Below are 13124 nucleotides of genomic sequence, written 5' to 3'. Positions count from 1 at the left end.
TTACCCGATAGGAAGTTCGAAAAAATGTCAGTGCTCGGACGTATCATCTGGGTATGACTAGCGTCATGAAGCTCACCACCCCGCTGACGGCCGCCGAGATCGCCGCCCTCGCCCTGTCGATGGCACATCTGGGGTCGGGCCCGCAGGCCAACGCCGCCCGCAGCGGCCTGCGTCATGCGTTCGAGCAGATGGAGATCGACGACGACGTCGTCGCCACCACCCTGATGACCCTCACCGAGCCGATGCCCGCCCCGATCGCCGACCGCGCCCGGACGATCGCCAACGCCATCACCTCAGGCCTCGTCATCCGCCTCCACTACCGCGACGTCTCCGGGCGGATCACAGTCCGTGACGTCGACCCGGTGACCTGCATGGTCCACCGCGAATACTGGTATCTCGTCGGCATGTGCCGCATGCGTCACGGGATCCGGGCGTTCCGGTTCGACCGGATCGTCGCCACCGAACCCACCTTCGTACCGGCCCGCCCGCACCGAGCCGAGGGATTCCTGCCCTTCCAGGGCAAGCGCGCCGCGTAGCCGGTCGCGGTCAGGTCGGCTCGAGCCGCCACCCCGGCCGGTCCGGGCCGGGGTGGCGGACTCCCGATGTGGTCAGCCGCAGCAGCCGCCGCCGCAACACCCGCCGCCACCACCGGAAGGCCGGGGCGCGGCCGGGGAACTCGCGGAGCCGCCGGTCACCGCGACGGTGGACAACAGCTTGACCGTGTCGTCGTGGCCGTCGGGGCAGAGCGCCGGCTCACCGGAGCGTGCCATCGGACGGGAGATCTCAAAGGTGGACCCGCAGGCGCGGCAGCGGAAGTCGTATCGGGGCATGACCCCAAGGTTACCCGGCTCGCTCGCCGATCACCCGTGCCGCCGGTGTCCTGTCTCCTCTCGTGAGGCTTCCCCGGGCAGGCGGGAAAGGCGCGCCGAGAAAGGTCAGGCGAAGGTGATGGAGGCGTAGTCGGCCACCGGCCGGTAGCCGATCGCCCGGTAGATCGAGTTGGACGTGGGGTTGGACAGGTCCGTGAAGAGCAGCACGTCCTCGGCGCCCTCGGTGAGCACCTTGGCGCTCACGGCATGCGAGAGCGCGGTGCCGTAGCCCTTCCGCCGAAACTCCGCGGGCGTGTAGACGGGGCCGACCCGAGACATCCCGCCGATGGGCGAGGAGGCCCCGGCGAACGCGACGGGCCGCCCGCCCGCCTCCCACACGACCAGTTCCCGTCTGGCGATCCGGCTGGCCACCAGCGGGGTCAGGTCGACGGGGCCGACCGCCTCGGCCTCGGCCTGGAACTCCTCACCCCACCGGACCAGGAGATCGAGGTCGTCGGCGACGGCCACCCGCGAGGCCCCTCGCGGAGCGGGGTCCGGGCCGACCAGCGCGTCGAGCCGGTAGAGGCGTTCCGCACGACGTTTGGCCTCGGGCCGCCACCAGGAGGCGGCGAACGCCTCGGCCAGCGGGAGCGGCCCGGCCACGCCGGGGACCGCCCGTTCCTTCTCGATCAGGTCGGTGGCGAGGTCGAGCACGGTGTCGGCGGGGATGTCGGGGAGCAGAAGGGCGTGCGGAGGCGTCTGGATCGCGGTCGCCACGATCCGGCCGCCGCGCTCCAGCCTGCCCAGCAGCACGTCATCGCCCCACAGACCGCTCCGTACGGCGCGCAGGACCGTGAGAGGGACGGTGTTGCGGACCGGATCCCGCAGCAGCCACGGCTCCGCCATCCCCGCGTACACCTCGATGTCGGAGGTGAAGGTCCATGTCATGACCATGATTGTGCCCATCGGGGGTCGTCGGCGCCAACGGGCCTGCCGCCGTGATCAACGCCGTGCGGCGCGATCACAGCGGCGCCGTTCTCAGGCCGCGCTCTCCGCGAGGTAGGGCGCCCACTGGGGGTCGCCGACGATGTGCGCGCCGATCAACCGCCAGTGGACGCCGCGTGGCACCACCGGGGCGACGCTGAGCGTCCACCCCAGTTCCTCCAGCATGCGATCGGCCTTGCGGTGGTTGCACGTCGTGCACGACGCGACGCAGTTCTCCCAGGTGTGGGGGCCGCCCCGCGAGCGCGGGATGACATGGTCGATGGTCTCGGCCCGCTGGCCGCAGTAGGCGCACCGGTAGTCGTCCCGGCGCATCAACGCGGTTCGGGTCAGCGGAATCCGCGACCGGTAGGGAATCCGGACATATCTTCGAAGCCTGATCACCGAAGGAACGTCGAGCGTGCGGCTCGCCGAGCGGAACACGGCGCCCCGCCCGTCGCGGTGCACGACGTCCGCCTTCTCCCTGAGCACGAGCACGACGGCCCGGTGCAGGGACAGGGTGGTCAGGGGTTCGTAGGTGGCGTTCAAGAGCAGGACCTGGCGCATCAGCGGGCCTCTCCCGCCGCAGGACGTGTCAGTTGAGGGGGCACGCCACCGCGTGCCCCGGCTGGCGGCCCCTCCTGGGGCCCGGGCGCTTCCGTCACGAGGACCTCCGCCGGACGGCCCAGCGGATGCTCACCACGGCACCGTCCTTCACCAAGTTTGGCTTCTGCGTCGCGGTTCCCGCCACCCATAAATGACTGGAGAGAAACCTGATACGTTTTATGCCCGCATTACCAGTTCTTAACTCCTCCTGCCGCAGATCAGATACGCCCGTCGCGCAATGCCCGCGTTCTGCCCTGCCGAGGTCGTAGGGTTCCTGCCATGACGCGACAGCCATATCCTCCAGCCAGCCGTGTTGAGCTCGTCGAGGAGCTCCACGGGGTGCCTGTTTCCGACCCCTACCGCTGGCTGGAGGATTCGGATGATCCGGCGACGAAGGACTGGCTGGTGGGGCAGGAGAGGCTGCTGGAGACCGAGCTGGACATCCTCCCCGGACGCGAGGGTTTCAAGGCGCGGATCACGGAGCTGCTCAGGTCCGGTTCGGTCAGCGCGCCGACGTGGCGCGGGGAGCGGCAGTTCTTCATGAGGCGCACCCCGGGACAGGAGCACGCCGTGCTCTACACCGTCGACCCCGGCGGCACCGAGCGGGCGCTGCTCGACCCGATGGCGCTCGACTCGACCGGGCTGACCACCCTCGACTCCTGGCAGCCCGACAAGGAGGGCCGTCTGCTCGCCTACCAGGTCTCGGTGGGCGGCGACGAGGAGTCGAGCCTCTACCTGATGGACGTCGCGTTCGGCGACCGCATCGAGGGACCGATCGACCGCTGCCGCTACTCCCCCGTGGCGTGGCTGCCCGGCGGCGAGGCTTTCTACTACGTGCGCAGACTGCCCGCCACCGAGGTGCCCGAGGGGGAGGAGCAGTTCCACCGCCGGGTCTACCTGCACAGGGTCGGCACCTCCACCGAGGAGGATGTCCTGATCTTCGGTGATGGCCTGGAGAAGACCAACTACTACGGCGTGGCGGTCTCCCGCGACGGCCGGTGGCTGCAGATCTCCGCCTCCCGCGGCACCGCACCGCGCAACGACCTGTGGGTGGCCGACCTGGAGGCCTCTTCTCCCTCCTCCCCCGACCTGGTCGTCGTCCAGCAGGACGTCGACGCCCAGACGGCCCTGCACTTCGGCCGCGACGGCCGCCTGTACGTCTTCACGGACCGCGACGCCCCGCGCGCCCGTGTCTGCGTGACCGACCCGTCCGATCCTCGGTTCGAGAACTGGCGTGACCTCATCCCGCAGGACCCCGAGGCCGTGCTGACGGACTTCGCGATCCTCGACGACCTCGACCGGCCGGTCATGCTCGCCGGCTGGACCCGCCACGCGATCAGCGAGATCTCGGTGCACGACCTGGCCACCGGTGAGCGCGTCGGAGATGTGCCGACGCCCGGCCTGGGCACCATCGGCGGCATCAGCGAGCGCCCGGAGGGCGGCCACGAGGCGTGGTTCGGCTACACCGACAACACCACGCCGCCGAGCATCCAGCGCTACGACGCCCGCACCGGCGAGACGACGCTCTGGGCGGCCTCCCCCGGCGCCGTCGAGGTGCCCGCCGTCGACACCGAGCAGGTGACCTACCGCTCCGCCGACGGCAGCGAGGTCCACATGCTGGTGATCTCCCGTCCCGGCGCCGAGGGCCCGCGCCCCACGATCCTGTACGGCTACGGCGGTTTCGGGCTCTCGATGACCCCCGGCTACTCGGCGTCCATCCTGAGCTGGGTCGAGGCGGGCGGCACGTACGCCATCGCCCAGCTGCGCGGCGGCGGCGAGCAGGGCGAGGAGTGGCACCGGGCCGGGATGCTCTCCCACAAGCAGAACGTCTTCGACGACCTGCACGCGGCGGCCGAGCACCTGATCGCCACCGGCGTGACCACGTCCTCGCAACTGGCCATCTCCGGCGGCTCGAACGGCGGCCTGCTGGTAGGCGCGGCCCTGACCCAGCGCCCGGAGCTGTACGCCGCGGTGGTCTGCTCGGCTCCGCTGCTCGACATGATCCGCTACGAGCTGTTCGGCCTGGGCGCGACGTGGAACGTCGAGTACGGCTCCGCCGAGAAGCCCGACGAGTTCGCCTGGCTGCACTCCTACTCCCCCTACCACCATGTACGCGAGGGGGAGTGCTACCCGGCGACGTTGTTCACGGTCTTCCAGTCCGACACCCGGGTCCATCCGCTGCACGCCTGGAAGATGTGCGCGGCCCTGCAGCACGCCCAGGCCTGTGACCGGCCGATCCTGCTCCGCAACGAGATCGAGGCCGGCCACGGAGCCCGTTCGGTGAGCAAGACCATCGAGCTCGCCGCCGACCAGCTGACCTTCCTCGCCTACCACACCGGGCTGACCTCCTGAGCGGCGGGGAGGGCACCTCCTGGGGCACCCTCTCCCGGTACGGCCGCGACGCCGGACTGTCGTGGGCGGCGGTTATGGTCGGGGGGTGGACGACGCAGCGGTGGCCGAGGGTCTGACCTTCGTCGAAGGCGAGCCCGGCGCCTTCCTTCGGCCGTACGTCACGCATCTGTCGGCCTACACCGAGCGTCACGCCGAGCCCGTGCCCCGGCGGCAGCCGCCGTTCGCCGGCATCGTGATGATCTTCGGTTTCGGTGCGCCGCTCGCGCTGAGCGGGCCGCGGGGAGGGCGGCGGCTGGCGTCGTTCGCGGGCGGCCTGCACGACACCTACGTCGACACCACCACGGCCGGAACCGCCGAGGGGGTGCAGGTCAACCTCACACCGCTCGGGGCCAGACGGCTACTCGGCGTGCCCATGCGGGAGCTGACCAACCGGGTGGTGTCGCTGGAGGAGGTGCTCGGACCGTGGGCCACGACCACGGTCGAGCGGTTGGCACAGGCTTCCGGCCGGACCGCCCGGCTCGCGCTGCTGGACGAGGCGCTCAGTGAGCGGATCAACGAGGCGCCGGTCACCGACCGCCGCGTCGGCTGGGCGTGGGACCGCCTGGTCGCCACCCGTGGCGCGGTGTCCGTGGCCTCGATGGCCGCCGAGCTGGGGTGGAGCCACCGGCATCTGGTCTCCCGCTTCCACGACCAGGTCGGGCTGGCGCCGAAGGCCGCGGCCAGGGTGCTGCGTTTCGAGCACGCCACCGGCCGGCTGAGGTCCGGCATGTCCCTGGCCGACACCGCGGCCGCCTGCGGCTACTACGACCAGGCCCATATGAACCGCGACTTCAAAGCCATGGCCGGAGTCACCCCCCGCGAGCTGGCGGCGCCGCGCGCCCCCGGATGATCAGGTCAGATTTTTCCAAGCCCGGCCCCTCCCGCCGGTGACATCGTGGTGATCACCGAACAGGAGGAGGAAGCATGCGAACCGTTTATCCGCTGGTCCGCTACCACGACCCCGCCAAGGCCGTCGACTGGCTGGTCCGGGCATTCGGATTCGAGGTCCACGAGCTGGTCACGTCCGACGACGGAGGCGTCGGCCATGGCGAACTGCTCGTCGGCACCGGGATGGTCATGACCGGTAGGGGCGAGCCCGGCGGCCCGGGGATCTACATCGCCGTGGACGACCCCGACGCCCACCACGACAGGGCCGTCGCGGCCGGAGCCGAGGTCACCAGCGAGCCGGCCGACCAGGACTACGGCTCGCGCGACTACGCCTGCAAGGACCCGGAGGGCAACCTCTGGTATTTCGGGACGTACCGGCCCTGACTCCCGCGGCGTCCCTTCTCAGGATCCGGGGCGGGGGTGGCCGAGGACGTCGCGCGCCGCCGCCACGGCGGCCTGGCCGAAGCTGATGCCGCCGTCGTTGGGGGGTACTGCGCGGTGGGTCAGGATCCGGAAGCCTCCGAGCCCGAGGGCGCCCGCGAGACCATCAAGCAACAGGCGGTTCTGGAAGACCCCGCCGGACAGCGCGACCGTGCCGATCCCGGTGCTCTCCCGGATCCTGGCGCACGCCGCGGCGGTGACGGCGGCGAGCCCGTTGTGGAAGCGGGCGGAGACGAGCGCCGGGACCACCCCGGCGCGGGTCTCCTCGGTGACCGCACGGATGAGGTCCGCGACCTGGATCGTCACGAGCGACCCCTCGTCGAGGATCCGCGCCGGGTAGGCGCCACCCTCGGCGGGGTCGGCCCGCTGCTCCAGGGCGATCGCGGCCTGTCCCTCGTATCCGGCGGTGTCCCGGAGCCCGAGGATCGCCGCCACCGCGTCGAACAGACGGCCCGCGCTGGAGGTGAGCGGGGAGTTCGTCCCCGCTCCGGCCACGGCGAGCACCTCGTCCCAGCGTGTGCCGTGGCGGGCCCTGACCCGCAGGTCCTCGGGGAGCGCGGCACCGTACGCCGCGTCCAGGTGGGCGGCCGCCATCCGCCAGGGCTGCCTGATGGCCGCGGTGCCGCCGGGCATCGGCACCGGCGCCAGGCGGCCGGCACGGGTGAAGCCGACGAGGTCGGCCACCAGGAGCTCGCCACCCCAGATCGTGCCGTCGGTGCCGTACCCGAGACCGTCGAAGGCCACCCCGATGACCGGGCCGCTCTCGGCGTTGTCGGCCAGGCAGGAGGCGATGTGCGCGTGGTGGTGCTGCACCCCGGTCAGGTCCACCGACTCCAGATCGAGGGCGTACTTGGTGGACAGGTACTCGGGGTGGAGATCGTGTGCGACGAGGCCGGGGGTGATGCCGAGCAGGCGCCCGAGGTGTTCGATCCCCTCTGCGAAGGAGCGCAGCGTCTCGTAGTTCTCCAGGTCGCCTATGTGATGGGAGACGAAGGCGTACCCTCGCCTCGCGAGGCAGAACGTGCTCTTCAGCTCGGCACCGCAGGCGAGCACGGGCCGCCGGGCGGGCGGTGAGAGCCGCAGTGGCTCCGGGGCGTATCCCCGGGACCTGCGCAGCGGTAGCGCCCGCCCCCGCGCGACGAGGACCACGGAGTCGTCGGCCCGGATGTGGATCGGCCGGTCGTGGGTCAGGAAGGCGTCCGCGATCCCGGCCAGCCTGACGAGCGCGTCGTCGTCGCGGTGGGCGATGGGCTCGTCGGAGAGGTTCCCGCTGGTGAGCACGTACGGCCGGGTGAACTCGGCGGCGAGCAGGTGGTGGACCGGCGTGTACGGCAGCATGAGGCCGAGGGTGCGGTCGCCCGGCGCCACGGCTCCGGCCGGCGCGGCCCCCGAGCGGCGGGGCAGCAGCACGATCGGGCGCCGCGGGCCGGTGAGCAGCCGCTCGCTCTCGTCGTCCAGTTCGCAGAGCGCGTGGGCGGCGCGCAGGTCGGGAACCATGATCGCGAACGGCCTGTCCTCGCGGCGTTTGCGAGCGCGGAGGGTCCTGGCGGCCTCCTCGTCCGCCGCGTCGACCGCCAGGTGGTACCCGCCGAGCCCCTTGACCGCCAGGACGCCGCCCGCCCGCAGCACCTCCGCCGCCGCCACGATCGGATCGCCACCGCCACCGTGGGGGACGCCGTGGGGGGCGCCGCCGTCCAGCAGGCGCAGGACCGGGCCGCAGGCCGGGCAGCAGATCGGCTGGGCGTGGAACCTGCGGTCCGACGGGTCGAGGTACTCCCTCTCGCACTCCCCGCACATGGCGAATCCGGCCATCGTGGTGGCGGGCCGGTCGTAGGGGAGGTCCCGGATGATGGTGAACCTCGGCCCGCAGTTGGTGCAGTTGACGAAGGGGTGGCGGTATCGCCGGTCGGCGGGGTCGAACAGCTCGCCCAGGCAGTCATCACATGTCGCGACATCAGGTGAGATAAGAGTGACCCGCCGGTCTCCGTCCCGGCTGGCCGCGATGCGGAATCCGCGCTCTCCGCGCGCCGGTATCGAGGTGGCCGTCATGCGGTGGATCACCGCCAGCGGCGGGGCCTGACTTCGCAGGTCCTCCTGGAAGCGCGCGACGTCGCCGGGCACCCCCTCGGCCTCGATGAGAACACCGTGGCCGTCGTTGCCCACCCATCCCGACAGCTCCAGCCGCCGGGCCAGGGAGTGGACATGGGGGCGGAAGCCCACCCCCTGCACGATCCCCTCGACCCTGATCCTGACGCGGACCCGCGCCCGCCCCGTGCCCATCCCGCCATCCTTCCCGCGTCCGGCGGGAAGGCCTCGGGGCTCGCATGATCTGGACGGGAAGGTTACGTCGATGATCAGAGCTTTGCCGTTGGTTGTCGAGCCAAGGGTGTCGGCCCTGAAACGGCCAATCGTAACGTAGCGACTACCGTGAAAAATACGGAGCGTTGACATGCCTGTCACACCGAGTACCCAACCACCGCCCGCCGTCGCCCCGGTCACGGAGGCGGAGGTCATCGCGGCCTTCGCGCGACGGGAGCACGCCGGGCGCGCCCTGGCGGGAGACGTGGAGCGCATCGCGCGTGCCGCCCAGGCCATGGCCGCCAGGTTCCACCTCGGCGGCAAGCTGATCGTTTTCGGCGACGGCGGCTCGGACGCGGCACACGTCGCGGTCGAGTTCATGCACCCGGTCATCGTGGGCAAGAGGGCGCTCGCGGCGGTGGCACTGGGCAACGACGCGACAACGATCGGCCGGGACGGTGAGAACGGCGGGGGCGGCGGGGGCGGTGGGGGCGCTGCCGAGGTCTTCGCCCACCAGGTGCGCCACTGGGCGGACGCCTCCGACATGGCCCTGGGGATCTCACGTGACGACCGGTGCCCGAGCGTTCCGCGAGGCTTGCGGACCGCCGGGGAACTGGGCCTGCTGACCATCGCCCTGACCTGTGGCGAGGCCCATGGGGACGGGCACGGAGACGAGGTGGCCGACCACGTCCTGGTCGCCGCGTCCGATGACCCTGCCGTGGTCAAGGAGGTCCATGTCACCGCTTACCACCTGCTGTGGGAGCTGGTCCACGTGTTCTTCGACCGGCTCGGCCCACCCGCGCGAGGGGCGTCCCGGTGAACGGGCCGGAGGACTGCACCGCCGGTGTCTGCATCACCTGCTCCGACCAGGCGCTGCCGGTGAGGGTGGTCAGGCTGCTGGAGGGGGAGCTGGCGATCGTCGACGCCGGCGGGGTCCTCGAAGAGGTGAGCGTGGCCCTGATCGACCCGGTGGTGGGCGACACCGTCCTCGTACACGCCAGGGAGGCCATCGCCGTGATCGCGCACGGGAGCGAAGGACGGGGGGACGACGATGAGCACGCTTGACGGAACGCCCGCGGAGGGCACCCGAGGGCTGTACCCCTTCCTCGACGAGTACGAGCAACGGACACCGGACATCGCGGAGGCGGAGACCGAGGCCAGACGGTCGGCGGTGGAGAAGACCGGCGAGATCGTGCGGCTGCGCCGGCGGATGGGCGAGGAGTCGGCGGCGGAGCTGGCCGCGTGCGCCGGGCGGATGGCGGCGAGGTTCGCCTCCGGCGGCCGGCTGTTCAGCTTCGGCAACGGCGGGAGCAGCACCGACGCCCAGGAGGTCGCCACCGCCTTCCTGCACCCCCACCGCGGCCCGGCCCTGCCCGCGCTCTCCCTGACCGATGACGTCGCCGTGGTCACCGCGCTCTCCAACGACGTCGGGTTCGAGGTGGTCTTCTCCAGGCAGCTCGCGGCGCTCGGCCGGCCGGGGGACATCGCCGTCGGCCTGTCCACGAGCGGCGGCTCGGCCAACGTCGTCCGGGCGTTCGAGGAGGCGGCCCGCCGGGGCATGCTCACCGTCGGGCTGGCCGGCGGAGGGGGCGGCAGGCTGACCGAACTGTTCGAGCTGGGCGTGCTGGCCCACCTGTTCGTCGTGCCCTCCTCCTCGGTGCACCGGATCCAGGAGGCCCAGACCACCCTCTATCACGTCCTGTGGGAGCTCACCCGGCACGCGCTCGGACCGGCACCGATCCCGCGGATGCACGACCCCGGCTGAGAGCCGGCGTTCCTCTCCCCCTTCACGGTCCACGAAGACATCCACCAGGAGTGGGGAGACGTCATGGCAGCGCCGACAGACGCGGCAAGCAGCAGCTCTCCGGAGCAGCAGGAACCGACCGTCCACATACTGTGGATCAACGCCGGGCTGAGTTGCGACGGCGACTCCGTCGCGCTCACCGCGGCGACGCAGCCGAGCATCGAGGAGATCGTGCTCGGCGCGCTTCCCGGGCTTCCCAAGGTGGCCGTGCACTGGCCTCTGATCGACTTCGAGTCCGGGCCGATGCAGGGCGCGGACGTCTTCATCGAGTGGTTCTTCAAGGCCGATCGCGGCGAGCTGGATCCGTTCGTACTGGTCGTCGAGGGCTCGATCCCGAACGAGTCGATCAAGCAGGAGGGGTACTGGTGCGGTTTCGGCAACAACCCCGACACCGGCCAGCCCATGACGACCAGCGAGTGGCTGGACCGGCTCGCGCCCAAGGCGACCGCGATCGTGTGCGCGGGCACCTGCTCGGCGTACGGCGGCATCCACGCGATGGCCGGGAATCCCACCGGGGCCATGGGCGTCGCCGACTACCTGGGCTGGAACTGGAGGTCCAAGGCGGGCCTGCCTATCGTCAACGTGCCCGGCTGCCCGATCCAGCCGGACAACCTCTCCGAGACGCTCCTCTACCTGCTCTACCAGGTCGCCGGGCAGGCGCCGATGATCCCGCTGGACGAGGCGCTGCGACCGACGTGGCTGTTCGGCCAGACCGTCCACGAGGGCTGTGACCGCGGCGGCTACTACGAGCAGGGCCAGTTCGCCGTCGAGTACGGCTCGCCGAAGTGCCTGGTGAAGATCGGCTGCTGGGGGCCGGTCGTCCGGTGCAACGTCCCCAAACGCGGCTGGATGAACGGGATCGGCGGCTGCCCGAACGTGGGAGGCATCTGCATCGCCTGCACGATGCCGGGCTTCCCCGACAAGTTCATGCCGTTCATGGACGAGCCTCCCGGCGCCCTCATCTCCTCGACGGTGAGCGGCGCGTACGGGACGGTCATCCGCACCCTGCGCGGCATCACCTCCAAGACCGTCGAGAAGGAACCGAAATGGCGCCACAAGGGGCGCGAGCTGCTGACCGGCTACAAGGCGCCCTGGAGCTGACATGACGACATCGGAGCAGAACCCGGAACTCGTGGAGATGGCCTGGGACCCCATCACCAGGATCGTCGGGAGCCTCGGCATCTACTGCAAGATCGATTTCAAGAACCGGCAGGTCGCCGAGTGCTACAGCACCTCGTCGATCTTCCGCGGCTACAGCATCTTCATGAAGGGCAAGGACCCGCGCGACGCCCACTTCATCACCAGCCGCATCTGCGGGATCTGCGGCGACAACCACGCGACCTGCTCGGTCTACGCGCAGAACATGGCCTACGGGGTGCGGCCCCCGTCCCTGGGCGAGTGGATCGTCAACCTCGGCGAGGCCGCCGAGTACATGTTCGACCACAACATCTACCAGGAGAACCTGGTGGGGGTCGACTACTGCGAGAAGATGGTCCGCGAGACCAACCCCGGCGTGCTGGCGATGGCCGAGCGCACCGAGGCGCCGCACGCGGGCGACCACGGCTACCGGACGATCGCCGACATCATGCGCTCGCTGAACCCGCTGGAGGGCGAGTTCTACCGCGAGGCGCTGGCGGTGAGCCGCACCACCCGGGAGATGTTCTGCCTCATGGAGGGCAGGCACGTGCACCCCTCCACGCTCTACCCCGGCGGAGTCGGCACGGTCGCGACGGTGCAGTTGTTCACCGACTACCTGACCCGGCTGATGCGCTACGTGGAGTTCATGAAGCGGGTCGTGCCCATGCACGACGACCTGTTCGACTTCTTCTACCAGGCGCTGCCCGGCTACGAGGAGGTCGGCCGCAGGCGCGTGCTGCTGGGATGCTGGGGAAGCTTCCAGAACCCCGAGCACTGCGACTTCACCTACCGCAACATGAGCGACTGGGGTCGCGAGATGTTCGTCACGCCGGGGGTGATCGTCGACGGCAGGCTGGTCACCAACGACCTGGTCGACATCAACCTCGGCATCCGGATCCTGCTGGGCAGCTCCTACTACGACGACTGGCAGGGACAGGAGCCGTTCGTCACCCACGACCCGCTGGGCAACCCGGTCGACATCCGGCACCCGTGGAACCAGCACACCATTCCGCACCCGCAGAAACGCGACTTCAGCGACAAGTACAGCTGGGTCATGTCGCCCCGCTGGTTCGACGGGGAGAACACGCTCGCGCTCGACACCGGCGGCGGGCCCATCGCCAGGCTCTGGTCGACGGCGCTGTCCGGGAAGGTCGACATCGGCTACGTCAGGTCCACCGGCCACAGCGTGCAGATCAACCTGCCGCGGACCGCGCTGAAACCGGAGAAGACGTTCGAGTGGAAGATCCCCGAGTACAAAGGCCAGCCGCTGTCCAACGCTCTGGAGCGCAACCGGGCCCGCACCTACTTCCAGGCCTACGCGGCGGCGTGCGCGCTGCACTTCGTCGAGCAGGGCCTGGCCGAGGTCCGCGCGGGCCACACCCAGACCTGGGCGCCGTTCACCGTCCCCGAGGAGACGATCAGCTGCGGGTTCACCGAGGCCGTACGGGGGGTGCTCTCCCACCACATGGTGATCAGGGACGGGAAGATCGCCAACTACCATCCGTATCCGCCGACCCCCTGGAACGCCAGCGTCCGCGACGTGCACGGCACACCGGGCCCCTACGAGGACGCGGTGCAGAACACACCGATCTTCGAGGAGAACCCGCCCGCGGACTTCAAGGGCATCGACATCATGCGCGCCGTGCGGAGCTTCGACCCGTGCCTGCCGTGCGGGGTGCACATGTACCTCGGCGGCGGCGAGGAGCTCCGCAGGCTGCACACCCCGCACGCCTTCGACGCCAGGTGACCCAGCGGCCGCCGGGGAGCCG

At 70.6% G+C, this 13124-nt stretch carries 13 protein-coding genes; 9 read left to right on the top strand and 4 right to left on the bottom strand.

What is annotated here, in order from left to right:
• The first annotated feature begins 53 nt into the window (after positions 1 to 53).
• The gene (locus AB0K21_RS33040; RefSeq protein WP_343983416.1) at positions 54 to 536 is read left to right on the top strand and encodes a WYL domain-containing protein; all 483 of its coding nucleotides are present in this window, start codon (positions 54 to 56) and stop codon (positions 534 to 536) included.
• Between the two features lie 72 nt (positions 537 to 608).
• Here the strand turns inward: AB0K21_RS33040 and AB0K21_RS33035 are convergent, their stop codons facing one another.
• The 3 genes from AB0K21_RS33035 to AB0K21_RS33025 form a co-directional block, all read right to left on the bottom strand.
• Positions 609 to 830: a zinc ribbon domain-containing protein gene (locus AB0K21_RS33035; RefSeq protein WP_343983419.1), complete on the bottom strand. Its 222-nt coding sequence runs from the start codon at positions 828 to 830 to the stop codon at positions 609 to 611.
• Positions 831 to 935: 105 nt separating this feature from the next.
• Complete coding sequence (locus AB0K21_RS33030) at positions 936 to 1757, bottom strand: GNAT family N-acetyltransferase (RefSeq protein WP_364155559.1); 822 nt, start codon at positions 1755 to 1757, stop codon at positions 936 to 938.
• 90 nt (positions 1758 to 1847) lie between these two features.
• Positions 1848 to 2357 carry an HNH endonuclease gene (locus AB0K21_RS33025; RefSeq protein ID WP_030917850.1) on the bottom strand — a complete coding sequence of 170 codons (510 nt, stop codon included), beginning with the start codon at positions 2355 to 2357 and terminating at the stop codon, positions 1848 to 1850.
• Positions 2358 to 2675: 318 nt separating this feature from the next.
• On the opposite strand from AB0K21_RS33025, the gene AB0K21_RS33020 reads away from it, so the two are divergent.
• The 3 genes from AB0K21_RS33020 (at position 2676) to AB0K21_RS33010 (ending at position 6059) form a co-directional block, all read left to right on the top strand.
• Positions 2676 to 4748, top strand: a complete 2073-nt coding sequence (locus AB0K21_RS33020) for a prolyl oligopeptidase family serine peptidase (protein ID WP_343983426.1) — start codon at positions 2676 to 2678, stop codon at positions 4746 to 4748.
• Positions 4749 to 4833: 85 nt separating this feature from the next.
• Positions 4834 to 5637 (top strand): helix-turn-helix domain-containing protein, encoded by an 804-nt coding sequence (locus tag AB0K21_RS33015; RefSeq protein ID WP_343983429.1) that lies wholly within the window; start codon positions 4834 to 4836, stop codon positions 5635 to 5637.
• Between the two features lie 74 nt (positions 5638 to 5711).
• Positions 5712 to 6059, top strand: coding sequence for a VOC family protein (locus AB0K21_RS33010; RefSeq protein ID WP_343983433.1), 348 nt, complete (start codon positions 5712 to 5714; stop codon positions 6057 to 6059).
• Between the two features lie 18 nt (positions 6060 to 6077).
• Here AB0K21_RS33010 and hypF read toward each other — a convergent pair whose 3' ends face one another.
• Positions 6078 to 8396, bottom strand: coding sequence for a carbamoyltransferase HypF (gene hypF, locus AB0K21_RS33005; RefSeq protein ID WP_343983436.1), 2319 nt, complete (start codon positions 8394 to 8396; stop codon positions 6078 to 6080).
• Between the two features lie 169 nt (positions 8397 to 8565).
• On the opposite strand from hypF, the gene AB0K21_RS33000 reads away from it, so the two are divergent.
• The 5 genes from AB0K21_RS33000 to AB0K21_RS32980 all read left to right on the top strand — a co-directional run bounded on the left by AB0K21_RS33000 (position 8566) and on the right by AB0K21_RS32980 (position 13102).
• Entirely contained in the window at positions 8566 to 9234 is a 669-nt protein-coding gene (locus tag AB0K21_RS33000; RefSeq protein WP_364155556.1) for a phosphoheptose isomerase, read from the top strand.
• The gene (locus tag AB0K21_RS32995) at positions 9231 to 9479 is read left to right on the top strand and encodes a HypC/HybG/HupF family hydrogenase formation chaperone (RefSeq protein WP_343983442.1); all 249 of its coding nucleotides are present in this window, start codon (positions 9231 to 9233) and stop codon (positions 9477 to 9479) included. Before AB0K21_RS33000 ends, AB0K21_RS32995 begins: the two co-directional genes overlap by 4 nt.
• Complete coding sequence (locus tag AB0K21_RS32990) at positions 9466 to 10179, top strand: SIS domain-containing protein (RefSeq protein WP_364155554.1); 714 nt, start codon at positions 9466 to 9468, stop codon at positions 10177 to 10179. Before AB0K21_RS32995 ends, AB0K21_RS32990 begins: the two co-directional genes overlap by 14 nt.
• A gap of 63 nt (positions 10180 to 10242) precedes the next feature.
• Positions 10243 to 11319, top strand: coding sequence for a hydrogenase expression protein HypE (locus AB0K21_RS32985; protein WP_343983449.1), 1077 nt, complete (start codon positions 10243 to 10245; stop codon positions 11317 to 11319).
• Position 11320: 1 nt separating this feature from the next.
• Positions 11321 to 13102 (top strand): nickel-dependent hydrogenase large subunit, encoded by a 1782-nt coding sequence (locus AB0K21_RS32980; RefSeq protein WP_343983453.1) that lies wholly within the window; start codon positions 11321 to 11323, stop codon positions 13100 to 13102.
• Positions 13103 to 13124: the final 22 nt, after the last annotated feature.

Source organism: Streptosporangium sp. NPDC049248 (assembly GCF_040678965.1).
In the GTDB taxonomy this organism is placed as follows: Bacteria; Actinomycetota; Actinomycetes; order Streptosporangiales; family Streptosporangiaceae; genus Streptosporangium; species Streptosporangium fukuiense.
The sequence above is the reverse complement of the archived record's forward strand: the minus strand, read 5'-3'. Positions and strand labels throughout refer to the sequence as shown.

Excerpts from the sequence above, each read along its gene's own strand:
- hypF (WP_343983436.1), bottom strand. The coding sequence starts at position 8,396 with ATGGGCACGGGGCGGGCGCGGGTCCGCGTCAGGATCAGGGTCGAGGGG.
- AB0K21_RS33025 (WP_030917850.1), bottom strand. The coding sequence starts at position 2,357 with ATGCGCCAGGTCCTGCTCTTGAACGCCACCTACGAACCCCTGACCACC.
- AB0K21_RS32980 (WP_343983453.1), top strand. The coding sequence starts at position 11,321 with ATGACGACATCGGAGCAGAACCCGGAACTCGTGGAGATGGCCTGGGAC.
- AB0K21_RS32985 (WP_343983449.1), top strand. The coding sequence starts at position 10,243 with ATGGCAGCGCCGACAGACGCGGCAAGCAGCAGCTCTCCGGAGCAGCAG.
- AB0K21_RS33000 (WP_364155556.1), top strand. The coding sequence starts at position 8,566 with ATGCCTGTCACACCGAGTACCCAACCACCGCCCGCCGTCGCCCCGGTC.
- AB0K21_RS33035 (WP_343983419.1), bottom strand. The coding sequence starts at position 830 with ATGCCCCGATACGACTTCCGCTGCCGCGCCTGCGGGTCCACCTTTGAG.
- AB0K21_RS33010 (WP_343983433.1), top strand. The coding sequence starts at position 5,712 with ATGCGAACCGTTTATCCGCTGGTCCGCTACCACGACCCCGCCAAGGCC.
- AB0K21_RS33020 (WP_343983426.1), top strand. The coding sequence starts at position 2,676 with ATGACGCGACAGCCATATCCTCCAGCCAGCCGTGTTGAGCTCGTCGAG.
- AB0K21_RS33030 (WP_364155559.1), bottom strand. The coding sequence starts at position 1,757 with ATGACATGGACCTTCACCTCCGACATCGAGGTGTACGCGGGGATGGCG.
- AB0K21_RS33040 (WP_343983416.1), top strand. The coding sequence starts at position 54 with ATGACTAGCGTCATGAAGCTCACCACCCCGCTGACGGCCGCCGAGATC.
- AB0K21_RS32990 (WP_364155554.1), top strand. The coding sequence starts at position 9,466 with ATGAGCACGCTTGACGGAACGCCCGCGGAGGGCACCCGAGGGCTGTAC.